Below are 24,413 nucleotides of genomic sequence, written 5' to 3'. Positions count from 1 at the left end.
GACTGGAGCGACACGCCGGGAGGAATTCCGCGATGAAGAAGCTGGTCTCAGCCGGCGAGATCCTCGTCGAGATCATGGCCGAGCGTATCGGCCAGAGCTTTCTCGAGCCGGGCCCGCTGCTGGGGCCTTATCCGTCCGGCGCGCCCGCCATCTTCATCGGCCAGGCCGCAGCGCTCGGCCAACCCGCCGGCCTGATCGGCGCGGTCGGCGAGGACGATTTCGGCCAGTTGAACATCGAGCGGCTGCGGAACCTGGGAGCTGACGTGTCGGCGATCGCGGTTCACAAGGGCCATGCGACGGGCACCGCCTTCGTCACCTACCGGGCGGACGGCAGCCGGCACTTTGTCTTCAACATCCGCAACAGCGCCGCCGGCCTGGTCGGGATCGATGCTGCTGCGACAAGCATGCTGGCCGGCACCGACCATGTCCATCTCATGGGCTCGTCACTATTCTCCGACCGCGCCACCGATGTCGCGTTGTCGGCGATCCAAACGGTGAAGGCCAAGGGCGGGACGGTGTCCTTCGACCCCAACATTCGCCGCGAGATCATGCAGGCCTCCGGCATGCGCGAAGCGCTCGACCAAGTGCTCAAGCAAACCGATGTCTTCCTGCCGAGCGGCAACGAACTGTTCCTGTTTTCGTCGGCCGGCGACGAAAAGGGCGCGGTCGACGAACTCCTGCAGCGCGGCGTTTCCTGCGTCGTCCTCAAGAAGGGCGCCGACGGCGCCGCCTACCACGACCGTCACGGCACGGTGGCCTTGCCGGGCTTTGCCGTTAACGAGGTCGATCCGACCGGTGCCGGCGACTGTTTCGGCGCTGCCTTCGTCTCGTTCTGGCTTCGTGGTGCTGCACCCGCCCAGGCGCTCAGGATCGCCAATGCCTGTGGCGCGCTAGCCGTTACTCGCAAGGGGCCAATGGAAGGTATCTTTCCGCTGGCCGAGGTTGAGGCTTTCGCAACCACCGCCGGAAAGGGCCAGCCATGAGCGCCGCGACGCAGAGATTTGCCAACATCGCGGTGAAGCGCGCCGCGGGTGAGAAAGGCGGCATCGCCTCGATCTGTTCGGCGCATCCGCTGGTGATCGAGGCCGCGCTCCGCCACGGCGCGTCGCGCGGTTCCGATGTGCTGATCGAGGCGACCTGCAACCAGGTCAATCACGAAGGCGGCTACACCGGCATGACGCCCGCCGGCTTCCGCAGCTTCGTCGAGGGCCATGCGAAAAGGGCCGGCTTTCCGCTCGATCGCCTGATCCTCGGCGGCGACCATCTCGGTCCCAATCCGTGGAAGCATCTTCCTTCCGCCGAGGCGATGACGAAGGCGAAGGCGATGATCGACGCCTATGCCGGCGCTGGCTTCACCAAGCTGCATCTCGACACCAGCATGGCTTGCGCCGACGATCCCGCCCAGCTTGCCGACGAGACCATCGCTGCCCGCGCCGCCGCGCTTGCGGCCGTCGCCGAGGCGGCGGTCGAACGCATTGGCGGCGAGAAACCGGTCTACATCATCGGCACCGAAGTTCCGGTGCCGGGCGGCGCGCTCGAAGCGCTCGACCATATGCATGTCACCGAACCCGATGACGCCCTGCGCACCGTCGAGATCCACCGACAGGCATTTTCGCGCGCCGGCCTCGACGCTGCCTTTGCCCGTGCGGTCGGCGTCGTCGTCCAGCCGGGCGTCGAATTCGGCAATGCCGAGATCATCGCGTACGCGCCGCGGAAGGCGACGCAGCTGGTCGCCGTGCTCGGGCGCATGCCGCAATTCGTCTTCGAGGCGCATTCGACCGACTACCAGCCAAACGAGGCGCTTGGGGCTCTGGTGCGCGACGGCTTCGCCATCCTCAAGGTTGGCCCCTGGCTCACCTTCGCGCTGCGCGAGGCGTTGTACGGGCTGAGCCACGTCGCCGACGTGCTTGCGCCAGACCCGTCCCGTGAAAGCCTGCCGGCGGCGATGGAGCGCGTCATGCTGGCCTCGCCGGACAATTGGCAGAAATACTATCCGGGTCCGCCGGACGAGCAGCGCGTGCAGCGGCACTTCTCCTTCAGCGACCGCATCCGTTACTACTGGCCGACGCCCGACGCACAACACGCGACACAGACGCTGCTGGATTTTCTGGGCGACAGGGACATTCCCCGCCCTTTGGTCAGCCAGTATCTGGGGCAACTCGATGCCGACGTTGCGGCAGGTCGGATCGAGCCCGTTGCGCATGACCTGCTGATTGGCAGCATCACCCGTGTCCTCGATTCCTATGGGCGTGCGACGTTACAGTAGCGCGGATCGTCCTACATTCACCGTTGCAGGGTCGAGCCGCGCCCGGAGGACGCGCGCGTGATCTAAGATGTGCGCTCAGCCGACACACGCGGAGGCTATGCCGGACCTTCGAAGGTGGGCTGCTGTTGGACTAATAGAAGCAGGGCATAGCCAATTCGATGGTGAGAGCATCGCGGAACCATACGGAACGGTCCCTTCGCTACGTCCACTTGTTCAACACTGAATTGAGCGTCGACGGACAAGTCAGCAAGTTTTGAAGGAAATGATTTGGGCCTCGTCTCGATTTTCTCCTTCTCAAGGCACCTTTCACACGTAGCTCACGTGCGGCCATGGCTGAAGACGCCAGCATCGAGCGCTGCCTGCAGGGCGGCCACCGCATCGTCATCATTGACCTGGTATTCTGATTGTCCTGGATCGATTTTCAGATCAAGGCGACGCTGGCTACACCGTCGCCTGGATCTCCTTCGGAACTGTGGCCTGCGAGCTCAATTGGTTGGCTGCGAGTCTAGTTGGTCTTCAGCTTGCCAACGCGATTTTCAGCGATCCAGCGGGCGGCAAGTACCAGCGCGCCCATGCTAAAGTCCTTGCCATGCTTGGCCACCATCTCTTCCGACAGCTTGGCCAGCCGTTCGAAAAATTCGTCCTTGCTCTCGTCCTCCACGGTGAGTTCGGTCTGCATTTCATCCTCCTGTTTCATACGGATTGCGTTCGCTATTTGAACATCTGCGCGGGAAAGGTAACGATCGCGGCGGTGCCGTCGACAGCGCCTACCGCCAGATGCCGTCCGTCGCCGGACCATGCGAGCGCGGTGACCGCACTCCCCAAAGGTCTGACAAGGAGTTCGTCTCGCGCGCCGATCCCGGCGATGGTGATCCGTCCGTTGGCATAGCCGGCCGCAATCAGTTTTTTCTCCGGATGCGCCGCTACCGCCTCAACTAGGACCAGCCCAGCGCGACCTGTCTCAAGCGCGCCCGAGGTTTCGCCGTCAAGCGGCGGGGCGACCATCGACCAGCCGGCGATCCGGAAGGCGCCAGAGGCAAACAGCGCGTTTCCCGGCAGGCTCCAGCACACTGTCCGGACCGGAGATGGAAATCCCGCGACGACATCGGCGCGGCCCTCCATCATCCTGACCAGGGCAAAGCCTCCGGTTTCGAGTCCGCAGGCCAGCCGCGTGCCGTCGTCACTCCAGCGTATGGACACCGGACGCGCCGGAAGGGAAATGTCGCGCATCGGGGTAGCGCGGTCTTCCAACGCCCAGATCGACAGTCGATCATCGAAGCCGCAGGCGAGGTGCCGTCCGTCTGGCGAGAAGGCAATCGCTTCCGTGGACGATGTCGTGCCGTGTCGCAGCCTCCCCGCATCGCTGTGGCCGCGTGACAGGAAGATATCCTGTCCGTTGCTGACGGCAGTCATGGCCGTCCGGGGGCTGTGGTCGATGGCGACGATCGGTCCGTCAACCGTGACCAACGTTTCCATCGTGTTGCCGTCCGCGGTCAGATGCACTGCTTCGCCTGCCGCCGTTCCCACGAGGAAGCTGGACCGAAGGTAGCTGGCGAGCGGGAGATCGCCATCTCCCAATGTGACGGTGGCGATCAACGGCGCCGGTAACCTTTCCCGAGGCCGGATCGTCGTCTGGCCGAGATCGCCGCTCACTCTGATCCGCGTCTCCGGTGGTTCATTGTCAGCGATTGCGGCGATTGCGACCGTTCCGTCCACGCACGTGAACGCAACAGCCATGCCGTCGGTGCTGAAGCGCAGATCAGCGATCGCCGACAGACGACGCCAGCTTCGCGCCAGCAGGTCGAACAAGGTCAGGTTCTGTATCGCGTGCTGGTTCATGGCTGGTTCCTCCTTCAATTCCCATCCGTCGCCGCGAGGCTGCGATCGACGTCCTCGACCTCGCCTTCCGCAGCGACGATGCGTTCCTCGCACGCCGCGCATGCTTGCATGATGGCAGCGGCTCTCTCCTCGGCTTCATGCAAGTCCTGCACCAGTTGCGCGCTGGCGGCGCTTCTGCCGATTTCGAGCTCCAGGCGCAACACATCCATCTCAATGCCGGCGCGCTTCTGATTGAGCCGCAGCGCCTCGGCGGTGAGCGCGGAGACATTGGCGACAAGGTCGAGCCGGCGAGCGAGCAGCACGTCACGCCTGGCAGGATGGCCCATCTTGTCCTCCTGTCATTTTTCGCTCCCAGTCATCGGTCCGGGAGGTTTTTCAAAAGCCGACAGCAATTTGGGCAATGTGCCGGCCTGCGAATGGAACTGCTGTTCGGCCGTTTCGATGTGGCTCTTGAGCTGATCCCAGATGTCGACGCGGATCATCGATGTCGTATCGCCGGTGAGGCGCTCGATCTCGTCGACGCGGAACTGGCGGGACAGCGAAACGCCAGAAAACACGAAGTCTCGTAACAGGGTCGCATGGTTCTCGATGAACAGATGGATCATCGGATGTGTGTCCGTGGTGACGCCGCCGGCGGCAAGCTCAGCCCGGATGAAGTCCTGGAAATGGCTCTGCAGGCGATATTGGCTCTCTCCCAGGAAGCGCATGACAAAGACCAGGTCGCGGGGCATCAGCCTGACAAGATCACCTGTGACGCCGTCGGCCCGGTTGGACATCGGCCCAGGCGGCCGCCTGCTGTCACTGTCGTTTGCCACGTCTTTCTCCAGTGCAGGCCCCGCCCGTGAGCCATCGCCCTTAAATAATAGAGAAAGGAGATAAATTAAATAGATGACGTGCGCTTTTCGTATTTGCTGCATCTGCTAACTAGATATATCGCAATTGCGAATAGATATCAACTATTACATCCGTACGTTACAATTGTAAAAGAACGTTACAGTTGGAAATTATATCCCTCAACGAAAGCGCGCAGTTTTTGTTTTAATGCCGGACATGGACGTCATTTTTGAATTGGCACGGCACTTGCTTTGTAAATCCCATAAGAAGCCCATCGCGCTTTCAACGCGGTGCCAAAAGAACGAGGGAACGGAGGAAGCAGGGAACCAGTCACGTCCGCTTCGAGACGCCTATCGCACATTCGGTCGGCTCCGGGGATCCCTGCCAGACGCCTCTAAAACCTTTGCCGCGATCCACTTGAATGGCCGGACCATGAGTCGCGCCTGACTGCGCAACCCTTTGCCGTGCCATTCGCACTCTCACTTGCGGTGCTGTGCGCCGCTTCATGCCGGGGTCAAGGACCTGCGGCTCAACCTGGTGGAGGCTTATGACCATGACGTCTCTGACGCTCAACAAGATTACCTCGCAACGCGGAATCTCCGTCGGCGAGGCGACCAAGAAGATTGCCGATCTCGGCTGGAATCCTTCCTACGTGCAGGAGGCGATGACGTTTCCGACGGACTACAAGATCAACAAGACGCCGCGCGACCCGATGAAGCAGGTTCTGCGGTCCTATTTTCCAATGCAGGAAGAGAAGGACAACCGGGTCTACGGCGCGCTTGATGCGGCGCTGCGCGGTGACATGTTCCGCAACGTCGAGCCGCGCTGGGTCGAGTGGATGAAGCTCTTCCTGGCTATCATCCCCTTCCCGGAAATCTCGGCCGCGCGCTCGATGGCGATGGTCGCCCGTATCGCGCCGGGCGAGGAACTCAGGACCGGGTTCACCATGCAGATGATCGACGAGTTCCGCCACTCGACGATCCAGATGAATTTGAAGAAATGGTACATGGAGAACTACATCGATCCGGCCGGCTTCGACATCACCGAGGAAGCCTTCGGAAAATGCTATGCCACGACCATCGGCCGGCAGTTCGCGGAAGGCTTCATCACCGGCGACACGATGACCGCCGCCTGCATGTACCTGACCGTGGTCGCCGAGACCGCCTTCACCAACACGCTGTTCGTCGCCATGCCTTCGGAAGCCGCCCGCAACGGCGACTATGCGCTGCCGACCGTCTTCCTGTCGGTGCAGTCGGACGAGAGCCGGCATATCGGCAATGGCCATTCGCTGCTGATGGCGGCGCTCAAGGAGCCGGAGAACCACCTCTTGCTTGAGCGCGACCTGCGATACGCCTTCTGGCAGAACCATGCGATCGTCGACGCCGCCATCGGCACCTTCATTGAATACGGCACCACCAACCGCGACAAGAACAAGGAATCGTACGCGGAAATGTGGCACCGCTGGATTTATGAGGACTACTACCGCACCTACATGCTGCCGCTCGAGAAATACGGCATCAAGGTCCATCACGACGACGTCCAGGCGGCCTGGGAGCGCATCACCAAGAAGAACTATGTCCACAAGGTCGGACAGTTCTTCGCAGTCGGCTGGCCAGTCAATTTCTGGCGCATCGAGGCCCAGACCGACAAGGACTTCGAGTGGTTCGAGCACAAGTATCCAGGCTGGTACGCTGAGTTCGGCGACTTCTGGAAATGGTACGCCAAGCTTAGCCACAAGGGCGAGAAGGTGCTGCTGTTCAACAGCGACGTCGGCTACGTCTACCCGCACCGCTGCTGGTCCTGCCTCGTACCCTGCCTGATCCGCGAGGACATGGTTGTCGGCGAGATCGATGGCCAGTTGCACACCTTCGCCCACGAACTCGACAAGTGGACCGCAACGGTCGCCTTCGCTGACGAGTATCAGGGCCGTCCGACGCCCGCGATGGGCCGCTTCAGCGGCAAGCGCGAGTGGGAGACGCTCTATGACGGCTGGGATCTGGCCGATGCGATCAAGGATCTGAACTTCGTTCGTTCCGACGGCAAGACGCTGGTTCCGCAGCCGCATCTGCGCTTCGACGACAAGGAGATGTGGACGCTCGACGATGTGCGCGGAAACACGCTCGGATCGCCGCTCAACGCGCTGCGTGCCATGTCGCCCGCGGACCGCGAGAAGCACTTGGCGGAATACGCCAAGGGCTTCACCATCGCCCCCTGCAACTGATCAGGCCAAGGGGCGGGTTCGTCCCGCCCCTTGCTTTCACTGGAGGTCCCGCATGTCGGAAACCCACACGGTCAGGCTCAGCCCGGTCGGCGTCGAGTTCGATGTCGAGCATGGGGAAACGGTGCTCAACGCCGCGTTCCGCCAGGGCATTGCCCTGCCGCACGGCTGCAAGGAAGGGCAATGCTCGGCCTGCAAAAGCGTGTTGCTCGACGGCGAAGTCGACATGCTGAAATACTCGACCTTCGCGCTGAACGACATGGAGAAGGAGAGCGGGCACGTGCTGTTGTGCCGCTGCATCGCCTTCTCCGACCTGGAAGTCGAGCTTCTCAACTACGACGAGGAGATTCTGGCGAAAGCGATCGCCGTGAAGACGTACAAGGGCCGGATTGCTCGGATCGAGCACCTGACCCACGACATTCGCGGCATCGAGATCGCACTCGGCTCGCCGATGAAGTTCTGGGCGGGGCAATATGTCGACATCACGGTTACCACGCAAAAAGGGGAGACGATTACGCGCTCGTTCTCCATGGCAAATACGCCGGACCAAACCGAAAAACTCTCCTTCATCATCAAAAAATACCCTGAGGGAAAGTTTTCCGGACAACTCGATTCCGGGGGCATCGAAGCCGGAGCCGAAGTCACCGTCGTCGGACCTTACGGAACCTGTTTCCGCCGCGACGAACGGCAAGGACCCCTGATCCTGGTCGGCGCCGGCTCGGGCATGTCGCCGATCTGGTCGATCCTCAACGACCATCTGAAGAGCGGCGAGAAGCGTCCGGTCTATTTCTTCTACGGCGCCCGCACCCGCAACGACCTGTTCTATCTCGACAGGATCGCCGAGCTGGTCGGCCAGCATTCGGAGGTCACGTTCATCCCTGTGCTGTCGCACGCGAATGACGACGCCGAATGGCAAGGCGAACGTGGCTTCGTGCACCAGAGTGTCGACGCCAAGCTCAAGCAACTGGCGGTCGACGGGCAGGGCGATGTCCATGCCTGTGGTCCGCCGCCGATGATCGATGCGCTGCAGCCGGTCCTGTTTATGAACGGCTTCGAAACCGAGCGGATCTTCTTCGACAAGTTCACCACATCGGCAGGTGCAACGCCGGCCCATTGAGGGGGCGGCCGACGCACGGCCAACGACAACTGCAACAAGGGAGAGAGACTATGCCTGCAACCTCGAGTTCAGTCGGATCCGGAGCCGCCGGCGCGGCGGTCTTCGCCGACTCCGACAGCCGGAAGTACCGGTATTTCGACCCGAAAGGCCAGCGCGCCACTCACTACGAGGACATGACGGTCGACGTGCAGCCCGACCCGGAACGCTACCTGATCCAGGACTGGATCATCTCCTTCGCTGACGGCAAGGGCGCCTATGTCAAGCAGAACACCGCCGCGCAGAGCTCCAACTGGCATGCCTTCCGCGCCCCCGACCAGGAGTGGGAGCGCACGCACTACCAGCGCCAGTCAAAGATCGAGACGATGGTGCAGAGCGTCATCAACAACGCGCGCAAGTCGGGCACCCCGAAGACCTTCGACAAGGCCTGGGTCAAGATCCTGCAGAGACAGCTCGGCGCCTGGAAACATGCCGAATTCGGGCTCGGCACCTCGCTGATGCAGGCGCAGCGTTACGGCTACACCCAGATGATCAACAACGCGACGCTGACCAACTCGTCCTACAAGCTGCGGCTTGCCCAGGACATCACGCTCTACCTTGCCGAGATCGGCATGGATCTTCCCGACTGGGACGACGAGCTCGGCAAGAAGGCCTGGCTCGAGGACAAGAACTGGCAAGGCACGCGCGAAGCGGTCGAGACCATTATGGGCGCGACCGACTATCTCGAGCAGTATTTTGCCATCAACATCATCTTCGAGCCGCTGGTGGGCGAAGTGTTCCGCTCCGGCTTCCTGATGCAGATCGCAGCCGCCAACCATGACTTCATCACGCCGGCGGTGATTTCGGCGGCCGAGGCCGACTATGAGCGCAACCTCGCCAACACGATCGACCTCATGCACCTGCTCGCCAATGACGAGAAGCATGGCGCCGCCAACAAGAAGCTCTTCCAGGGCTGGGTCAAGAAGCACGGCGCGCTCGCCGACAAGGCAGCCACCGGCCTGCAGCCGATCTGGTCGATGCCGCATTCCAAGCCAGTCGCGTTCGCGGACGTCCGCGCCAAATCCGAAGAGCGGATTGGCCAGATCCTCGGCGAACTCGGCCTCAAGCGCTGACACAGGGAGAAACCGTCATGTCAACTGCAGCACGCGACGCATCGCAATCCAACATCTTCAGGTCGATGAAGGATATCACCTTCGAACAAACGATTTCGCATCAGTGCGGCGTCACCATGAACGACTCGGTCGAGGCCAGAGCCATCGCCGAATTCATGGGCCTGAAGCCGAACGTGATCGTAACCTACCAACCGGCGATGATCCGGATCGATGGAACCGGCAAGCTGATCTTCAAGATGGACGAAATCAGCGAGTATCTCGGCCGCGAGATGACGGCGGAAACCTTCGAGGTCAACAGTTCCACCCACTACGGGAGGATGGTGCGCATCGACGACAACACCGTGATCCTGTTCGGCAACATGGACGAGATGTTCGAATACATCGAATAGCCGGCAAAAAATCAGGCGTGCCGCCTGTTTGCGGCACGCCCAACCGATCAACACGCATCTTGCGGAGGAAAGAATGTTTAGGACACCGGAAGGCAAGGACATTTTCGTGGTCGACGGCCACACCCATTTCTGGGACGGCAGCCCGGAGAACCAGAAGAATGTCCACGGCAAGCAGTTCATTGATTGCTTCTACGCCTATCACACGGGGCTGAGCCCCAAAGACCAGCTGTGGGAGAAGAGCAAGTTCGAGAAATACAGTGCCGACGATCTCTATCGCGATCTGTTCATCGATGGTCCCGATGATGTGGCGATCGTCCAGTCGACCTATCTCAAGGACTTCTACAAGAACGGTTTCAACACGATCGAGCGCAACGCCGGGGTGGCCAAGCTCTATCCCGAGCGATTCATCGTCAATGGGGCCTTCGATCCGCGCGATGGTGAAAAGGCGCTTGAGTACATCCACTTCCTCAAGGAGACATACGACGTCAAGGGCGTGAAGATGTACACGGCCGAATGGAACGGCGCCTCCAAGGGCTGGAAGCTCACCGACCCCGATGCCTACAAATGCTTCGAACTCTGCGACAAGCTCGGCATCAGGAATATCCACGTCCACAAGGGCCCGACGATCCTGCCGCTCAGCAAGGATGCCTTCGACGTACATGACGTCGATCACGCGGCGACGGACTTCCAGGGCCTCAACTGGATCATCGAGCATTGCGGCCTGCCGCGCCTCGACGATTTCTGCTGGATCGCGACGCAGGAAACCAACGTCTACGGTGGGCTCGCGGTAGCGCTGCCTTTCATCCATTCCCGCCCGCGCTATTTCGGCGAGGTCATCGCCGAACTGCTCTTCTGGCTCGGGCCGGAGAAGATCCTGTTCGGTTCCGATTACGCGATCTGGACGCCGCGCTGGCTTGTCGAGAAATTTTGGGCCTATCAGATCCCCGACGACATCGCTGCCGAACGCGGAGTTCAACTCACCGACGAGATCAAGGAGAAGATCCTCGGCCTCAACGCCGCGCGTCTTTATGACATCGACATCGATGCCAAGAAGAAGGCACTCGCGGGCTCCCCCTTCAGCATCGCAGCGGAGTAACCACGATGGGCGCCGCCAGAATACCAAGCCGCCAGGCAGAGGTCTGGCGGCGGCTGACCGAGGTCAATGACCCGGAACTCGACGAACCGGTGACCGAGATGGGCTTTGTCGAACGGGCCGAGGTTAGGAGCGATGGCAGCGTGGAGATCGACTTCCGCCTGCCGACCTACTGGTGCTCGCCCAACTTCGCGTTCCTCATGCTGGATGGCGTCCGCAAGGCGCTCGACCAGCTATCGTGGTCGCCCGCCTATAGCGTCAAGCTGCACGATCACATGTTCGCGGAAGAGGTCAATCGTGGCATGGAAGCCGGCAAGACGTTCGGTGATATATTCGCCGAGCTTGCCGCCGATCAGGATCTCGGCGCCTTGCGCGAAACCTTCAGCATGAAGGCATTCAAGCGCCGCCAGGAGGCGGTCTTGCGCGGGCTGCGGCAGCACGGTCTGACAGATCGGGAAATGCTCGATATGGACCTGCCGGCATACGACGTCGCGCGGTTCGAACCGGGCGAAGCGGCCAACCAGAAGCCGAGATACAGGGCGGCTCTTCTTGAACGCTTTCCCGACCGCCGGGTGGATGATCCTGTCTTCGTGACATGGGAAGGGCAACACATATTGCCCACCGCGCTCGGTGCCCATCTCGCCGAACTGCGCGGCGTGCGCGTCAACATGGAGTTCAACGGCGCGCTGTGCCGTGGGCTCAAGCAGACGAGATACAAGGAACTGGATGTGGTCGACGGCGAGCCGACGCTGGTCGACTTCATCATGGATCGCGTGCCGGCACGAACTGCGCCGACCGCCTGAAGCAGAGCTGACACAACGGCCTCCCTTGCACGAGGCCCCGAACCAACAACCCGCCCGTAAGGCGGAAGGAGGAATCATGCCCAAAATAATGCTTCACAACTCGGAAGCCCGCCGTGCTCTCGCCCGCGGCGTCTTTCGCCTGGCCGCCGCCGTCGAGCCGACACTCGGCCCCAAGGGCATGAACGCCATGATCGACCGGCCGATCGGCACGCCGATGGTGACCCGTGACGGTGTCAGCATCGCCTCCGAGATCGAACTGCACGACCGTTTCGAAAACATGGGCGCACAGGTGGTCCGCGAGGTCTCGATGCAGACCAACGAGGTGGCCGGCGACGGTACTACGACTGCCATCGTGCTCGCCAACGCTCTTATCCAGGGTGGCGTGGACGCGAATGAACGCGGGGTGAAATCCGTCGATCTGTGCAAGGGCATCGACCTTGCCGTGGCGGCGGTCGTGGCCGCGCTCAAGGCTTCGGCCAAGCCCGCCAAGGGCAACGGCATTCTCGCTTCGGTCGCCAACATCGCGGCGACCGATGCCAAGCTTGGCGCACTGGTGGCGGAAGCCCATCAGCGCGTGGGAGCCGAAGGTGTCATCACCACAGACTTCAGCGTCACCACAGAGACCACGCTCGATGTGGTCGAGGGCATGTCCTTCGACCGCGGTTATCTCTCTCATCACATGGTGACCGATCAGGAGAAGATGGAGGCGGTTCTCGAACGGCCCTATATCCTGATGACCGATCTCAAGATCAAGGAGCCCGAGCAGCTCGATGCGGTTCGCCGCATTGTCGACCAGAGTGGTCGGCCGTTGCTGGTCGTGTCCGAGGAAATGTCGCCGGAAGTGGTGGTGACGCTGCTCGGCAAGCAGGGACCTGGAAAATACCTCGTTGTCCATCCGCCGGAATATGGCCATTGGCGCAAGGCGATGATGGAGGATTTGGCGATCATCACCGGCGGCAAGGTGATCGCACGCGACCTCGGCGGCCGGCTGGAAGACATCACCGCTGACGATCTCGGGACGGCTGACCGGGTGAAGACCAGTTCGTCCTCCACCTCGATCATTCGCGGCGGCGGCAATCATGCGGCGATCGCATCGCGCCGCGCCCAGGTGCAGCGGCAGTATGAAGCCTCGCCGCCGAACATCGATCAGGACAAGCTGCGCGAACGCCTGGCCAAGCTGTCCGGCGGCACCGCGATTCTTTATGCCGGCGGTGTCACGCCAGTGGAGCAGAAGCGAACCATCCAGCTTATCGAGGATTCGCTAAATGCCGTACGCGCCGCATCCGAAGAGGGCGTGGTCGCCGGCGGCGGCTCAGCTCTTGCCCAGATTGCGCCGCTGCTCGACAAGGTGGCGAACGGCGTCGAGGGCGATGTCGCCGAAGGCGTGCGCCTAGTGCGGTCGGTGCTGTCGAGGCCGCTCTGGCGCATCGCCGCCAACGCCGGCGCCGATCCCGAAGCAGTCGTGGCCGAAGTCACGCGCATCAACGGCGGCTACGGCTACAACGCGTCTGCCGGCAGCTACCAGAACATGTTCGAGGCGGGGATCATCGATCCGGTCCGCGTCACCTACACAGCGCTCGCCAACGCGGCTTCGGTGGCGACGCTGATCCTGACCACCGAAACGCTGATTGGCCATCTCGCCGAGGATGAGGACCCGACGGCCGGACCGGCTCGCGGCGGCGGCTCTGAGAAGCTCGGCCGCGCCTGAGCAATCCGAACAATCTCGACGTGAAAGGATAGGACGATGAAAGCTGCCAGACTGTACGAATACGATCCGAAGATGAACGTCCAGCTCAGGATCGAGGAGGTCAAGGCACCGACGATCACCGCCCCCGACGAAGTGATCGTACGGGTCGGTGCCGCCGGCCTTTGCCGCACCGACCTGCACATCATCGAAGGCGTGTGGAAGCCGACCATGGATCCCGAAGGCACGCTGTTGCCTTACATCATGGGCCATGAAAATGCCGGCTGGGTCGAGGAGGTCGGCAGCGGCGTCCGATCGGTCAAGCGCGGCGACGCCGTGATCTGCCATCCGTTCCGCTCTTGCGGCATCTGCTTAAACTGTCGGCACGGCGAGGATATGTACTGCGACAACGGCCAGTTTCCCGGCCTTGGCATGAATGGCGGCTTTGCCGAATATTTCATCACCAGCGAACGCTCGTTGATCAAACTCAACGCCAACATCACGCCGATCGAGGTGGCGCCGCTGGCCGATGCCGGCATCACCGCTTACCGCGCCGCCAAGCGCGCGGCAAAACTCCTTCGCCCGGGGAGTTACTGCGTGCTGCTCGGCATTGGCGGGCTAGGTCACATCGCGCTGCAATCGCTGCACGCGATTTCGGGCTGCCGCATCATCGCCGTCGATCGCGAGCCGGCGGCGCGCGTGCTGGCCAAGGATCTGGGCGCCGACTTCATCCTCGATGGCGGGCCGAACGTCGTCGAGGAGGTCGCCCAGATCACCGGTGGCGGTGCACATGTGGTGATCGATTTCGTTGGCGAACTCGGCGTCGAGAACATCTGCTGGAAGATGGTGCGCAAGGGCGGGCAACTGTTCGTCGTCGGCTATGGCGGCAACATCAACGTGCCGACCGCGCATCTGGTCATCGAGGAGATCAACATTGGCGGCAGCCTGGTCGGAAATTTTACCGAGCTGGTCGAACTGATGGAGCTCAACGCCGACGGCAAGGTGAAGATGCACTACACCGAATACAACCTCGCCAGCATCAACACCGCGCTTGATGATTTCAAGAACCGGCGGTTCACCGGACGTGGCGTCATCGTTCCCTGAAACATTGGGGACACGAGCGAACCGGCGGCTCAGCCGGCCTGATTGCTTGCCTGACCCGGCAAGCTTTTCTTCCTGAGCCGTGTGGCTGATGCCATGGCGATTTGCGTGTCGGGACGTCAGCGAAGCGCGATCCTGAAACGAGTTTGTTTGCTTCGAGCTTTGGAAAAACGGGAGGACAATTTGGATCTTATCACAGGGTTGGCTGTCGTCATCGGCATTATGGGCGGCATTGCAACGTGGACGGCCATCACCATCGGCAACCCCTATTTGCTGATCTGGGCGGTGTTTGTAGGCTGGGGGAGTTTTTATCACTGTGGCGGCAAGGAAGCCGGTTTCAAGAATTCGGCGGTTGCAAACCTCTGGGGAGCGGTCTGCGCCGCCGGCGCACTGATAGCACTGACGTCCATTGGTGCTACGGCGATCATGGCCGGGCTTTGCGTCGGCATTTCAATCGTCGTCCTGATACTCGCCGCCAAGCTGCCATTGCTGAGCGCCATTCCGTCAGCAGTCTATGGCTATGCAACGACTGCCGCCCTTTTTCTACTTGGTGCCGCCGCTTATGGCGAAGGCATCGGCGGCATCACCAAGGTTGCGGCCGCCGTGGTTATCTCGCTGATCCTCGGCAACATCCTCGGCTACGTCTCCGAGAAAGTGACGGGTGCTGTCGTAAAAGCCTGATCATGCCCGCGACCGCTGCCTGAGGGCAAACTCGGTTGACGAATCTCCCAACCCCGCGGCGCGAATGCCGCGGGTTTTTTGTGCCGGTGAACGGACCTGGGTCTAAATGAAACCGCGCCGGATGCCGTATTGCCCCAGCTTGCGATAGAGCGTCGGCCGCGAAATACCGAGCCTCAGGGCGACCTTGCTGAGATTGCCACTCTCTGCGGCAAGCGCGTTCTTGATCGCCTGGCATTCTGCATCTTCGAATGTGCACACCGGGGCTTCGAGCATGGCTGCGGGATGATCGCTGTGCAGGGTCACATTGTGGCGATTGCCGGCACTGATTTCCCCCGGAAGATCCTGGACGCCGACAGCCCCACCGCGCGCCAAGATGTGCAACCGCGCCATGAGGTTCTTCAGTTCGCGCACATTGCCTGGCCAACGATAGGCGAGCAACGCGTCCAGCGCTTGGTGCGAGAATTCCAGCGGGTCCTCGCCTGATGCGGTGGCGATCTGCCGGTTGAAGTGTTCGATCAGCAGCAGCACATCGTCGCCGCGCTCGCGCAGCGGCGGGACAGTGATCGAAACCGCGCCAATTCGGTAATAGAGATCACGACGGAAGCGGCCTGCCGCAACTTCCTGCTTGAGATCGCGATTGGTCGAGGCGACCAGGCGCACATCCACCGGGCGACCGCGGCTGTCGCCAATGCGGTTGACCACGCGCTCTTCCAGGATGCGCAGCAGAAACGGCTGGATCTCGAGTGGCAATTCGCCGATCTCGTCCAGACTGAGGACGCCGCCATTGGCGAGCTCGAAAACGCCCGGTTTGCCTTCACGCGAGGCGCCGGTAAAGGCGCCTGCGACGTGACCGAACAATTCGCTGCCGAACAGATCCCTGGTGATCGCCCCGCAATTCATCGCAATGAACGGGTCGTTTGCTGTGCGCCGGCTGCCGGCATGGACAAGCCGCGCAAACAATTCTTTCCCGACACCTGTTTCGCCTTCGATCAACAGCGATGCAACGCTGGTCGACCGGGCGACGCGGCAGGTGACGTCGATGGCAGCCTCCAGCGCTTCGCTTTCACCGACGATCATAGCGACAGCATCCTGAAGGTGTTTGTTCACTTCCCGGTGGACCACCGCCACGCTGGAGACTGCTGGCACAGGGGGGAATACCAACGCCGCGCCGCGGAGGTCGCCATCGAGCTTGAGCGGCGTGATGTGGCACGATCGCAGATGCGCCGGTAGCGCCCTGGCGAGGTCCGCGTCGGAACCGGACGACGGGAGGTTCATCAGCCAGCGGCCACGGCCCGGCTCCATCGGGCCGTCCATCATCTCGGTGGTCTCGCCGTCAGGCACGTTGTTGCAGAAGATGGCACGGCCGCGATGATCGACGATGACCAAGCCGTCCTTTCGGCGGTAGCTGGGAGCCGACGAGATGAAGGCTTCGAGCAGGCGCGTGCGCTGTTCCTGCTGCTGTTCGGCCAACGCCTTTTCGATCTGCCGGGCCGTGGCGGCAACGAGCGCGGTGTTGTGCGGCCGGAAGATCGGCGAATAGCCTGACAGGTCGACCACACCGATGATCTTGCCGTCCAGCGGATCGCGAATCGGTGCGCCGGCACAGGTCCAGGATTTGATGCCGGCGCAGAAATGCTCTGCCGCATGGACGAAAGTTGGCTCGCCGGTCCACAGCGCAGTGCCGATGCCGTTGGTGCCGACGGCTTCTTCGTTCCACTTACCGCCGATGGCGAGGTGGATATCCATGCCGTCATGCAGGGTCTTCTTGTCGCCGATGGTGTCGATCAACACGCCGTCGCTGTCGGCCAGAACCAGCATCGCGCCTGTGCCGTCCAGTAGCTGGCCAAGGGAGGCGAACGACCGCCGCGCCGCTGAAAGAAGTTCTGCATTGGCCCGCGTCAGGTATTCTATCTCGTCGCGATCGCTGCTCAGCGGCGCTTCAATTCCTTGAGCATTGATGCCGCCGGTGGCGCTGCGGTACCAGGAATCGTGAATGAGGGAGCGGACGTGGCGTGGGTGGACTGGATCGCGCGCACATGTGGGCTCGTCGGCCAGAAAACTTTCCCAGGCGCGCATGGTAGCACGCTCATCATAGTCGATGTTGCCCAGAATCATCTGCCCAGCAGCCACCGACGCACGCGCTGGAAGAGCATCTATCTTCATCTGATTAGGGCCTGTCACGCGTTTCATTCAGCGATCACGGAACCTTTGGGGCATGCCATTGCTGTAGCTGTCGCGGCCTGGACGTACAGAAGCTTCGTCCAAGTGTCTTCCCGTTAGTAGATGCCGAGTTTCGCCCCGATGTCGGCGGCAAGCTGTTCTTCGGTGTAGGTGGCGGCGAGGCGGAATCCGTCTAACTCGGCAAGCGCTGCGGCGACGGTTTCGTTGACCGGCGAGAAGAAGCCATTCTGCTTCGTCGCCAGTACGAAGACCTGGTCTCCGTCCCGGTTGCGGATATCGCCGATGTGATGAAGTTGGCGGCCTGTGTTCTGATCTTTGGAGATCACACGGCCGTTCATGGTGACTTGGATGGACGGCTTGGGTTCGGCCACAGGCGCCGCGCTGCCGCCAATATGGATGATCAGACCTTCCGCTTTCGGTTGCTGGCGTGGTTTCCTCGAAGCCGAATAGCCGCCGCCGCTAATCTGGTCGGCAAGGCGAACGATGGTCGAGCGGTTCTGCTCTATCAGTCTTTTGACCTGTACGTCCTCGCGCCGCGGCCCATCCCGCTTGGAGATAATCTCGACCATGAATCCTCCCAGATTCGCTCGGCGTTGCCGTTGACACGGCTCGTTCTTCTTCATGTGAGGCGAAGCCTACACCGCCCCCGCCAGATCCGCCATTGATATTAGATAGCGCCAAAATGCGGGTCGCTGGTAGCAGGCGGCTGCTACACGGGATTTCGGGCATTCGAACGTAATGGCCGCGTGTCAGGCTGCCTTGTTCGTGCGTTCCGAGGATTCATTGTCGAGCGGTTGCCTGTCGCGCAGGTAGAGTGTGCACGTGGTGCGCAGCATGGATGCAAAGTTCGGGATATGGCCATTGATCTCCAGTGCTTCGTCGTAAAGCGTCGAGAGGAATTTCGGCGCCGTCATCCCCTGTCCGTGGGCGATCTCGTCCAACAGCGTCCAAAAGGCGGCCTCGAGCTGGATGCTTGTCGAATGGCCAGCTATTCGAACTGAGCGATTGATTAGCCGGTACCCTTCCGGATCCTGCCCCGCAAAGACTTTACACACGCGAAAACCTCCCATTTTGGCGAAAGCGCAGTTTCTGCACCCATTCGTGGGACCACCAGCGCATTTTCCGCTCAATTTGCGGTGACTGCAATCGGACTTTCGTGAGTGAACCGCCCTTACGCCTCAATTTTTCGACGTGCTAACCGGCTGCCACCCTTTTTCCGGCCAATAGGCCACGGTCTACTGTATGCGAAACCGCTCGGCAGACCGGAGGCTCCTTTGGCGAAAGTAATTCATTCGATGATCAGGGTGCTGGAAGAGAACCTGTCGGTCAATTTCTACAGAAGCGCATTCGGACTAGATGTTGCGGACCGGTTGGATTTCGACACGTTCACACTGGTTTACCTGCGCAATGCGGAAGCCGATTTCGAACTCGAACTGACGATCAACAAGGGCAGGGAAGAACCTTACTCGCTGGGCGACGGCTATGGCCACATCGCCCTTTGCGTTGACAACCTAGAGGCAGAACACGAGCGCTTGGCGGCGGCAGGCCTCAATCCGCGAAAAATTGTCGAGTTCAACCACGAAGGCGGGCTGTTTGCGCGGTTCTTTTTCGTGGGCGACCCCGACGGTTACCAGATCGAAGTGCTGCAGCGCCACGGCCGCTACAAATAGAGGGCTGCGGCAAGCGGAATTGGTGTTCTCGCCTATGACTATCGTGGCTTTGGTGAATCTCTCCACGCGCCGCTGCGGTAGAGCCGAACAACAATGACGACCCCTGCAGGCAGATCTGCGCCCAACAAGCGCCATCGCCAAGGGCCATGGCGACCCAACCGTGTTGGGACCGCAATCAATGACGCTCAATGAAGAGCGCAAGTGCATTGTGGCTGAGCTGGATCAGGCGCCCGCGGCGACCGGCGTGATCGCGCTGCATCCTGCAGTGCTGGCACGCTACGAGGAACAAGTAAACCAACTTCGAGCAGGGCTTGCCAAGGGCCTTGAGGCAGGCGATCCCGAGTCCGCAGAAGCGATGCGGGAGTTGATCGAAACCGTCACGGTGTTTCGAGATCCTTCGAGGATCGGCGGAATCGAAGTCGAAATCGCCGGACGTCTAACGGCACTCTTGGGCGAGGGTGCCTTCCCCATGGCGTAAAAGGAGTGGGGGGAATGGTGGTAGCGGGAGACCGCTACAAGCGTTCCCCACAGCGAACAAACCGGGAAGAAACACATGGGGACCGATGGTATCGGGTGGCCGCTACAGCCAAAGCCAACGCTCCGAAAGCGTTCCGTTCACATATCGGGCAGCATCCTAGTCAGAAGCGCCTCGCATCCGTGGAAGCTTGGGGCTAGGTCTTAGCGGGGCAGCCATGGGGGGATGCGGTGCGGGGCAATTCGACGGCTATCGTCTTCGTTAGCGTGTTCATCTTCGTAACGGCGGTGTTGCTTGCTTGGCGTAAAGCGTTGGCGGCCGTCGTCCTCTCCGAGGTCGGTGTCATTCGGAGGCGCATCCGCCAAATTGACGATCAGTTGTTACGTCCCCACGACGACTGACACATACTCTCATTTGCCTTCGCAAGATGCGCGGCCCACTACATCCATCCGGCAACAGACGGATAAACGTGCAGCACGAACTTGCCCAGCGGGTGCCGCTTTGGCACGCCCATGACGTGGTCCACGATCTGATAAACAGCTTGCCACTCTGCCACACTCGTCGGGCCTTTTCTTTCGGTGTCGTCGATGAAATTGACAAGGACCAGCCGGGCATCGACACCGTTCGCGCGCAAGAAGTGCAGATATGCATAGCGATTGGCGAGTTGATAGAAAGTGTCGATCCACGTCGCTCGCGGCTTCGCACCCATGTGGACTGCCGTAGCTGCCAACGACTTCTCGATCAGCGAGCGCGTTAACTGGCTGGCGCTGGACCCCGGCGAACAGATTTCATCGACGTGCGCTTTGGCTTCAACAAGTAAGATGCAGCCGGACGCTGTCCTGCCGAGCGCGTCCCATTGAGGTCCATGCCGGGGCCAAAATTCCGACAGCCGATCGCGGAGACCTCCATGATCAATGAGGTCGAGAAACGCGCTATCGCGGTATTCGGCGTAGGCGTCATCACTCCGAGGCGATAGCCATGTGATCGGCCCTGTTTCGCCCATCAATGCCGTGATTTGATGATCGAGGATTTGGGCGTGCTGATTTATGGCAAGCTGTATCCATTTCAGGCTACCTCTTTGGCCCGCCGGCTGCTGCACACGCGTCATGATACTGCTCCGCATTGTTCATTCGATTGCGAATAATTACGCCAGTAACGTGATCGGTTCGTTTACGGATCGCCTCCATAGTGCTGCCGTTGTTACATCGTAGGGGCAGTTATGGATCACCTAGGTATCGGCCGACTTGAACGCGTGGCGCTCCGCGAAGTCTGGAAACACGAAGCCTATGACTTCACGCAATGGCTCCAGCAAAACATCGACGTGCTCAACGATGTCATGGACCTCAATCTGGTCTCTCTGGAGCGCGAACGGGCAGCCGGGTCATTCAGCATCGATCTTGTGGGCGAAGACGAATTCGGGGCGACCGTCATCATTGAAAACCAATTAGAGAAGAGCAATCACGACCACCTTGGCAAGGTGATCACGTATCTGACGGCCATGGGGGCTAAGACAGCCGTGTGGATTGTGTCGGAGCCGAGACCAGAACACGTCGCAGCAATCACATGGCTCAACGAGGCAAGCAGCGCCAATTTTTATTTGGTCAAGGTGGAGGCTGTTCGCATAGGAGTCTCACCAGCCGCGCCGTTGCTCACAGTTATCGTAGGTCCCTCGGAAGAGACGAAGGACATTGGGCGTACCAAGAAAGAAATCGCGGAGCGCCATAACATTCGACACGATTGGTGGAGCCGCTTGCTGGCGCTTCCTGAGGCAAAGTTGCATGCGCATCTCACGCCAAACCAAACGACCTGGATCGCGGCCTCATCCGGCGTCCGTGGTCTGAGCTTGAACTACGTAGTTACCCAGGACAATGCCGGGGCCGAACTCTTCATCTATCGTGGCAAGAGTTCGGAGGCCGCCAACAAAGCCATCTTTGATCAGCTTGCCGCACACAAATCTGAGATCGAAGCGGCTTTTGGTGGCCCGCTTAGCTGGGAGCGGCTGGATGGAAAGCACGGTAGCCGCATACGAGCCAACATCGCGGGGGGCTACCGTTCTCCCGATGCGGATTGGGAGGGTATTCAGAAAGCGCTAGTTGCAGCAATGAACCGCCTCAATGCTGCACTTCAGCCGTATATCAAGAAGCTCAACATCGGTTCATGAGCATCGTGCCCCACAGCGGGTCACGAGATCAATGCACTGGTTCACGGCTTTCCGGCGAGTTACGGCAGGCTTTGATATCCCGTGCCTCACGTATGAGCGGCGGCCAATTAGGACCAAGCATGTCAACCAGATGCCGTGCATCGGTTTCCGAGATTCCGATCTGCCGTGCAAGATGCCGGGCGTAGTCAGCCTCTTGCCGGTCTGTGTCGTCGTCATGCATTTGAGCACCTTTAAGCTCAAAGTTTCTGATCGGGAAGGCGGCGCTGCATTCAGGGAGGTAGAAGCATTACCGCGTAATTCGGACGGAGACGAGTTTGAGGGCAGCGAGGTAGTTTTCTGCCAGCTTGTCATATCGACTTGCGATGCGACGCCTTTGTGGAAGCGGGAGAGGCCTTGTCAGTTCGTGGGTTTCCAATCTCGCGCCAGGCGCTGTGCTTCGGCGATCTGGTCGGGAGACATTTTTCTGGCGGCCCCATCCCTGTTCAGAACCGCAACCTCGTGCCCCTGCGCCGCCGCTAAATTGGACCACATGTATGCAAGCACGTAGTCCTGCGGGACGCCTTGGCCGGTAGCATACAAAAATCCGAGTTCGAACTGAGCATAGACATGGCCTTGTCCGGCCGCCAGTCGATATAACTTTGCCGCCTCGGCATAGTCCTGCGGGACGGCTTGACCGTTGGCGACCATGTAACCGAGGAAGTATTGGGCCTCGGCATTGCCTTGTTCGGCCGCCAGACGATACCACTTTGCCGCCTCGGCACGGTCCTGCGGGACGCCTTGGCCGGTGGCGGTCATGTAACCGAGCAAGTATTGGGCCTCGGCATTGCCTTGTTCGGCCGCCAGACGACACCACTTTGCCGCCTCGGCATAGTCCTGCGGGGCGCCATGGCCTTGGGCATACAGGATGCCTAAGCTGGCAATGGCCTTCAGATGACCTTGGCCGGCTGCCAGACGAAACCACTTCATCGCCTCAACATAGTCCTTCGGGACGCCTCGGCCGGTGGCGTACATATGACCGAGGTTGAATTGGGCATGGGCATGGCCTTGGTCGGCTGCTAGACGATACGACTTTGCCGCCTCGGCATAATCGCCATGCTTATCAGCAGCAACGCCATCCTCGAATGGCCCGGCAATCGTCGGACCGACTAGCATTATAACGACGATGAACCCGGCAAGAATACGCTTCAGCACGGCAATATTCTTCCTCTCCCAGTTTTTGTAGAGATGCGTACCATCGGCTTTCACGGATGGCACTAACAATATGAAACTTAATTGGCAATTCGTTTCAGCAGAAGCCTCATGAGCGACGGCTTTTTTGCGCTGCCCCCCGAAAGCGGCCATTTCCGCTTGCCACCCCGTCCCGGTCATTCCGTATTTGTGAGTTCACGGCGTAGCAGGGCTGCTGCCCACCGGAACGGCTGCGCAGCCATTTTGTGCGGCTTAGCTTCCGAGCCTCCCGAACGAGTAACCGCCACTCGGTGCCGATCGCCTCAACGAGTTTGCGCGCCTCGATCTCCCTAATGCCTGTCTGACGTACGAGATGCCGGACAAAGCTGTGCTCCGGCCGGTCGCTTTCATTGTCCCACATAGCCTACTGCTTTTTTGCCCCGGCGTACGAATTGCGCCGGGCAGGAACTTTGTTCCATGCAGGGTATGATTTTTGGTGGGGAAGAACTCGCAGAATGCGAAATAGTGCAAATCCGGTAATTACCAAGCATTTTGCCGAACAATCGATTGGATAGGTCAAAGCCGGAAAGCGAATGGAAGCGCACTCCAGTGCCAGAGTTGCGCATCGTCTCGGATGATCTCTGGGAGGTCGCACAGGCCCATCGCCGCGAGAAGGTGACGCCGGCCATCGCATCAAAAATGCGGAAGGCAAAGCACCTGCTGACAGGTCTCCTTAAGTGCGGTGCTTGCGGTGCGGGAATGTCTACGGCCGGGAAGGACAAGAGCGGCCGGACGCGACTCCGCTGTTCAGGCCACCACGAAAGCGGGACGTGCCCGGACCCTAAAACATTCTACCTCGATACGGTTGAGCAACTTGTCGTCGGAAGCCTCGTAGCGAAGCTCCGGTCACCGGAAAATCTGACCGCCTACATCTCGGCCTAGCAGGGAGAACGCCAGCGCCTGATTGGGGATAAGGCGGCGAAGCGTATCAGGTTGGAGCGAGACTTAGAGATTGTCGAACGGGAGTGGACGCGCACTATGAAGTTGGCGCGCGAAGGCATGATCGAGGACGTTGAACTTGCCAAGGAATTACCGCCGCTGAGAGACAGGCGAAAAGCTATAGAGGCCGAACTGGCAGTGCAGCCGGAGCCGGAGAAAACGGTGTCGTCTCTTCCCGCTGCGCAACTGCGGTTTGAGCGAGCAATGCGCGATTTGCACGAAGCATTCAGGACCGGAGGACTCGCCGGCATCGCGGAGAGCGCTGACTTCCTTCGGGAGATCATTTCGACCGCAACGCTGTTCCGCAAGGATGACGGGACGGGTGTTGAGGTGGAGGTCAAAGGCTATCTGAACGGCCTTCTCACCACACGGCCCGCTGACGAAGGCAGGAGTACATTCGTCAGTGTGAGCGACCCGAGACATAGGTGACGTTTTGTACCGGACACATGGGTAACACTTTTGGCTTTTGGCCGGAGGTGTTGATGCCGTGGAAAGAGTGTTCGGTGATGGAGGAACGTCTTCGTTTTGTCGCTCGCCTTCTCGACGGGCAAGGCATGAGCGATGTGTGCCGGGAGTTCGGCATCTCGCGCAAGACGGGCTACAAGATCTTCAATCGCTACAAGGAT

Annotated in this window: 26 protein-coding genes; 17 read left to right on the top strand and 9 right to left on the bottom strand. The window is 60.5% G+C overall.

Going from position 1 to position 24,413, the window contains the following annotated elements; all coding sequences use genetic code 11:
* The first annotated feature begins 32 nt into the window (after positions 1-32).
* Together AC0L2X_RS06480 and AC0L2X_RS06475 are read left to right on the top strand one after the other, a co-directional pair.
* A complete protein-coding gene (locus AC0L2X_RS06480; RefSeq protein WP_352488900.1) occupies positions 33-983 on the top strand; it encodes a sugar kinase in 951 nt (316 codons plus the stop codon).
* The gene (locus AC0L2X_RS06475; RefSeq protein WP_352488901.1) at positions 980-2,266 is read left to right on the top strand and encodes a D-tagatose-bisphosphate aldolase, class II, non-catalytic subunit; all 1,287 of its coding nucleotides are present in this window, start codon (positions 980-982) and stop codon (positions 2,264-2,266) included. Before AC0L2X_RS06480 ends, AC0L2X_RS06475 begins: the two co-directional genes overlap by 4 nt.
* A gap of 505 nt (positions 2,267-2,771) precedes the next feature.
* Here AC0L2X_RS06475 and AC0L2X_RS06470 read toward each other — a convergent pair.
* Genes AC0L2X_RS06470 through AC0L2X_RS06455 form a run of 4 tightly spaced genes read right to left on the bottom strand, consistent with a single transcriptional unit; the run spans position 2,772 to position 5,022 of the window.
* Positions 2,772-2,945, bottom strand: coding sequence for a hypothetical protein (locus AC0L2X_RS06470; protein ID WP_352488902.1), 174 nt, complete (start codon positions 2,943-2,945; stop codon positions 2,772-2,774).
* A gap of 32 nt (positions 2,946-2,977) precedes the next feature.
* The gene (locus tag AC0L2X_RS06465; RefSeq protein WP_473599439.1) at positions 2,978-4,075 is read right to left on the bottom strand and encodes a WD40 repeat domain-containing protein; all 1,098 of its coding nucleotides are present in this window, start codon (positions 4,073-4,075) and stop codon (positions 2,978-2,980) included.
* Between the two features lie 44 nt (positions 4,076-4,119).
* A complete protein-coding gene (locus AC0L2X_RS06460; protein ID WP_352488904.1) occupies positions 4,120-4,431 on the bottom strand; it encodes a hypothetical protein in 312 nt (103 codons plus the stop codon).
* Between the two features lie 12 nt (positions 4,432-4,443).
* Positions 4,444-5,022 carry a hypothetical protein gene (locus tag AC0L2X_RS06455; RefSeq protein WP_473558754.1) on the bottom strand — a complete coding sequence of 193 codons (579 nt, stop codon included), beginning with the start codon at positions 5,020-5,022 and terminating at the stop codon, positions 4,444-4,446.
* A 464-nt stretch (positions 5,023-5,486) separates the two neighbouring features.
* Here AC0L2X_RS06455 and AC0L2X_RS06450 point away from each other — a divergent pair, with 464 nt between their 5' ends.
* The 9 genes from AC0L2X_RS06450 (at position 5,487) to AC0L2X_RS06410 (ending at position 15,134) form a co-directional block, all read left to right on the top strand.
* Complete coding sequence (locus tag AC0L2X_RS06450) at positions 5,487-7,160, top strand: aromatic/alkene/methane monooxygenase hydroxylase/oxygenase subunit alpha (RefSeq protein ID WP_473558750.1); 1,674 nt, start codon at positions 5,487-5,489, stop codon at positions 7,158-7,160.
* A 52-nt stretch (positions 7,161-7,212) separates the two neighbouring features.
* Entirely contained in the window at positions 7,213-8,274 is a 1,062-nt protein-coding gene (locus tag AC0L2X_RS06445) for a 2Fe-2S iron-sulfur cluster-binding protein (protein ID WP_473558748.1), read from the top strand.
* A gap of 50 nt (positions 8,275-8,324) precedes the next feature.
* Positions 8,325-9,383, top strand: coding sequence for an aromatic/alkene monooxygenase hydroxylase subunit beta (locus AC0L2X_RS06440; protein WP_473558745.1), 1,059 nt, complete (start codon positions 8,325-8,327; stop codon positions 9,381-9,383).
* A 17-nt stretch (positions 9,384-9,400) separates the two neighbouring features.
* Positions 9,401-9,772 carry an MmoB/DmpM family protein gene (locus AC0L2X_RS06435; protein ID WP_236388125.1) on the top strand — a complete coding sequence of 124 codons (372 nt, stop codon included), beginning with the start codon at positions 9,401-9,403 and terminating at the stop codon, positions 9,770-9,772.
* A 73-nt stretch (positions 9,773-9,845) separates the two neighbouring features.
* Entirely contained in the window at positions 9,846-10,868 is a 1,023-nt protein-coding gene (locus tag AC0L2X_RS06430; protein ID WP_352488909.1) for an amidohydrolase family protein, read from the top strand.
* Between the two features lie 5 nt (positions 10,869-10,873).
* Positions 10,874-11,668, top strand: a complete 795-nt coding sequence (locus AC0L2X_RS06425) for an iron-sulfur cluster assembly protein (RefSeq protein ID WP_352488910.1) — start codon at positions 10,874-10,876, stop codon at positions 11,666-11,668.
* A 76-nt stretch (positions 11,669-11,744) separates the two neighbouring features.
* Positions 11,745-13,376, top strand: a complete 1,632-nt coding sequence (groEL, locus tag AC0L2X_RS06420; RefSeq protein WP_473599438.1) for a chaperonin GroEL — start codon at positions 11,745-11,747, stop codon at positions 13,374-13,376.
* Between the two features lie 36 nt (positions 13,377-13,412).
* Positions 13,413-14,456 (top strand): NAD(P)-dependent alcohol dehydrogenase, encoded by a 1,044-nt coding sequence (locus AC0L2X_RS06415; protein WP_023760304.1) that lies wholly within the window; start codon positions 13,413-13,415, stop codon positions 14,454-14,456.
* Between the two features lie 93 nt (positions 14,457-14,549).
* Complete coding sequence (locus tag AC0L2X_RS06410) at positions 14,550-15,134, top strand: DUF1097 domain-containing protein (RefSeq protein WP_473558741.1); 585 nt, start codon at positions 14,550-14,552, stop codon at positions 15,132-15,134.
* A gap of 102 nt (positions 15,135-15,236) precedes the next feature.
* Here AC0L2X_RS06410 and AC0L2X_RS06405 read toward each other — a convergent pair whose 3' ends face one another.
* The 3 genes from AC0L2X_RS06405 to AC0L2X_RS06395 form a co-directional block, all read right to left on the bottom strand.
* Positions 15,237-17,249: a sigma-54-dependent Fis family transcriptional regulator gene (locus tag AC0L2X_RS06405; protein WP_473558738.1), complete on the bottom strand. Its 2,013-nt coding sequence runs from the start codon at positions 17,247-17,249 to the stop codon at positions 15,237-15,239.
* Positions 17,250-17,410: 161 nt separating this feature from the next.
* Entirely contained in the window at positions 17,411-17,938 is a 528-nt protein-coding gene (locus tag AC0L2X_RS06400) for a hypothetical protein (RefSeq protein WP_376703437.1), read from the bottom strand.
* Between the two features lie 126 nt (positions 17,939-18,064).
* The gene (locus AC0L2X_RS06395) at positions 18,065-18,370 is read right to left on the bottom strand and encodes a ribbon-helix-helix domain-containing protein (RefSeq protein ID WP_473558736.1); all 306 of its coding nucleotides are present in this window, start codon (positions 18,368-18,370) and stop codon (positions 18,065-18,067) included.
* A gap of 219 nt (positions 18,371-18,589) precedes the next feature.
* Between AC0L2X_RS06395 and AC0L2X_RS06390 the strand changes: the two genes are divergently transcribed.
* Both AC0L2X_RS06390 and AC0L2X_RS06385 read left to right on the top strand, forming a co-directional pair.
* On the top strand, positions 18,590-18,985 hold the full coding sequence (locus AC0L2X_RS06390) for a VOC family protein (RefSeq protein WP_352488917.1): 396 nt from the start codon (positions 18,590-18,592) through the stop codon (positions 18,983-18,985).
* A 178-nt stretch (positions 18,986-19,163) separates the two neighbouring features.
* Positions 19,164-19,463 (top strand): hypothetical protein, encoded by a 300-nt coding sequence (locus AC0L2X_RS06385; protein ID WP_473558733.1) that lies wholly within the window; start codon positions 19,164-19,166, stop codon positions 19,461-19,463.
* A 436-nt stretch (positions 19,464-19,899) separates the two neighbouring features.
* Here the strand turns inward: AC0L2X_RS06385 and AC0L2X_RS06380 are convergent, their stop codons facing one another.
* Positions 19,900-20,568 (bottom strand): hypothetical protein, encoded by a 669-nt coding sequence (locus AC0L2X_RS06380; protein WP_473558731.1) that lies wholly within the window; start codon positions 20,566-20,568, stop codon positions 19,900-19,902.
* A 111-nt stretch (positions 20,569-20,679) separates the two neighbouring features.
* Here AC0L2X_RS06380 and AC0L2X_RS06375 point away from each other — a divergent pair, with 111 nt between their 5' ends.
* Positions 20,680-21,621, top strand: a complete 942-nt coding sequence (locus AC0L2X_RS06375; protein WP_473558729.1) for a DUF4268 domain-containing protein — start codon at positions 20,680-20,682, stop codon at positions 21,619-21,621.
* Positions 21,622-22,017: 396 nt separating this feature from the next.
* Here AC0L2X_RS06375 and AC0L2X_RS06370 read toward each other — a convergent pair whose 3' ends face one another.
* A complete protein-coding gene (locus AC0L2X_RS06370) occupies positions 22,018-22,962 on the bottom strand; it encodes a tetratricopeptide repeat protein (RefSeq protein ID WP_473558727.1) in 945 nt (314 codons plus the stop codon).
* Between the two features lie 525 nt (positions 22,963-23,487).
* On the opposite strand from AC0L2X_RS06370, the gene AC0L2X_RS06365 reads away from it, so the two are divergent.
* From AC0L2X_RS06365 to AC0L2X_RS06355, 3 genes are all read left to right on the top strand, one after another.
* Positions 23,488-23,730 carry a recombinase zinc beta ribbon domain-containing protein gene (locus AC0L2X_RS06365; protein WP_473558934.1) on the top strand — a complete coding sequence of 81 codons (243 nt, stop codon included), beginning with the start codon at positions 23,488-23,490 and terminating at the stop codon, positions 23,728-23,730.
* 96 nt (positions 23,731-23,826) lie between these two features.
* Positions 23,827-24,216 (top strand): hypothetical protein, encoded by a 390-nt coding sequence (locus tag AC0L2X_RS06360; protein ID WP_473558725.1) that lies wholly within the window; start codon positions 23,827-23,829, stop codon positions 24,214-24,216.
* Between the two features lie 53 nt (positions 24,217-24,269).
* Positions 24,270-24,413 (top strand): helix-turn-helix domain-containing protein (locus tag AC0L2X_RS06355; protein ID WP_473599551.1); only part of this gene is annotated, 144 nt, incomplete at its 3' end.

The organism is Mesorhizobium sp. WSM4828 (genome assembly GCF_055811175.1).
This window is presented reverse-complemented; position numbering and strand designations above follow the sequence as displayed.

Bases quoted from the DNA above. Each gene is read 5' to 3' on its own strand.
- AC0L2X_RS06480 (WP_352488900.1), top strand. From the start codon at position 33: ATGAAGAAGCTGGTCTCAGCCGGCGAGATCCTCGTCGAGATCATGGCC.
- AC0L2X_RS06475 (WP_352488901.1), top strand. From the start codon at position 980: ATGAGCGCCGCGACGCAGAGATTTGCCAACATCGCGGTGAAGCGCGCC.
- AC0L2X_RS06470 (WP_352488902.1), bottom strand. From the start codon at position 2,945: ATGCAGACCGAACTCACCGTGGAGGACGAGAGCAAGGACGAATTTTTC.
- AC0L2X_RS06460 (WP_352488904.1), bottom strand. From the start codon at position 4,431: ATGGGCCATCCTGCCAGGCGTGACGTGCTGCTCGCTCGCCGGCTCGAC.
- AC0L2X_RS06455 (WP_473558754.1), bottom strand. From the start codon at position 5,022: ATGCAGCAAATACGAAAAGCGCACGTCATCTATTTAATTTATCTCCTT.
- AC0L2X_RS06450 (WP_473558750.1), top strand. From the start codon at position 5,487: ATGACCATGACGTCTCTGACGCTCAACAAGATTACCTCGCAACGCGGA.
- AC0L2X_RS06445 (WP_473558748.1), top strand. From the start codon at position 7,213: ATGTCGGAAACCCACACGGTCAGGCTCAGCCCGGTCGGCGTCGAGTTC.
- AC0L2X_RS06440 (WP_473558745.1), top strand. From the start codon at position 8,325: ATGCCTGCAACCTCGAGTTCAGTCGGATCCGGAGCCGCCGGCGCGGCG.
- AC0L2X_RS06435 (WP_236388125.1), top strand. From the start codon at position 9,401: ATGTCAACTGCAGCACGCGACGCATCGCAATCCAACATCTTCAGGTCG.
- AC0L2X_RS06430 (WP_352488909.1), top strand. From the start codon at position 9,846: ATGTTTAGGACACCGGAAGGCAAGGACATTTTCGTGGTCGACGGCCAC.
- AC0L2X_RS06425 (WP_352488910.1), top strand. From the start codon at position 10,874: ATGGGCGCCGCCAGAATACCAAGCCGCCAGGCAGAGGTCTGGCGGCGG.
- groEL (WP_473599438.1), top strand. From the start codon at position 11,745: ATGCCCAAAATAATGCTTCACAACTCGGAAGCCCGCCGTGCTCTCGCC.
- AC0L2X_RS06415 (WP_023760304.1), top strand. From the start codon at position 13,413: ATGAAAGCTGCCAGACTGTACGAATACGATCCGAAGATGAACGTCCAG.
- AC0L2X_RS06410 (WP_473558741.1), top strand. From the start codon at position 14,550: ATGGCGATTTGCGTGTCGGGACGTCAGCGAAGCGCGATCCTGAAACGA.
- AC0L2X_RS06405 (WP_473558738.1), bottom strand. From the start codon at position 17,249: ATGATTCTGGGCAACATCGACTATGATGAGCGTGCTACCATGCGCGCC.
- AC0L2X_RS06400 (WP_376703437.1), bottom strand. From the start codon at position 17,938: ATGAAGAAGAACGAGCCGTGTCAACGGCAACGCCGAGCGAATCTGGGA.
- AC0L2X_RS06385 (WP_473558733.1), top strand. From the start codon at position 19,164: ATGACGCTCAATGAAGAGCGCAAGTGCATTGTGGCTGAGCTGGATCAG.
- AC0L2X_RS06380 (WP_473558731.1), bottom strand. From the start codon at position 20,568: ATGACGCGTGTGCAGCAGCCGGCGGGCCAAAGAGGTAGCCTGAAATGG.
- AC0L2X_RS06375 (WP_473558729.1), top strand. From the start codon at position 20,680: ATGGATCACCTAGGTATCGGCCGACTTGAACGCGTGGCGCTCCGCGAA.
- AC0L2X_RS06370 (WP_473558727.1), bottom strand. From the start codon at position 22,962: ATGGCCGCTTTCGGGGGGCAGCGCAAAAAAGCCGTCGCTCATGAGGCT.
- AC0L2X_RS06365 (WP_473558934.1), top strand. From the start codon at position 23,488: ATGCGGAAGGCAAAGCACCTGCTGACAGGTCTCCTTAAGTGCGGTGCT.
- AC0L2X_RS06360 (WP_473558725.1), top strand. From the start codon at position 23,827: ATGAAGTTGGCGCGCGAAGGCATGATCGAGGACGTTGAACTTGCCAAG.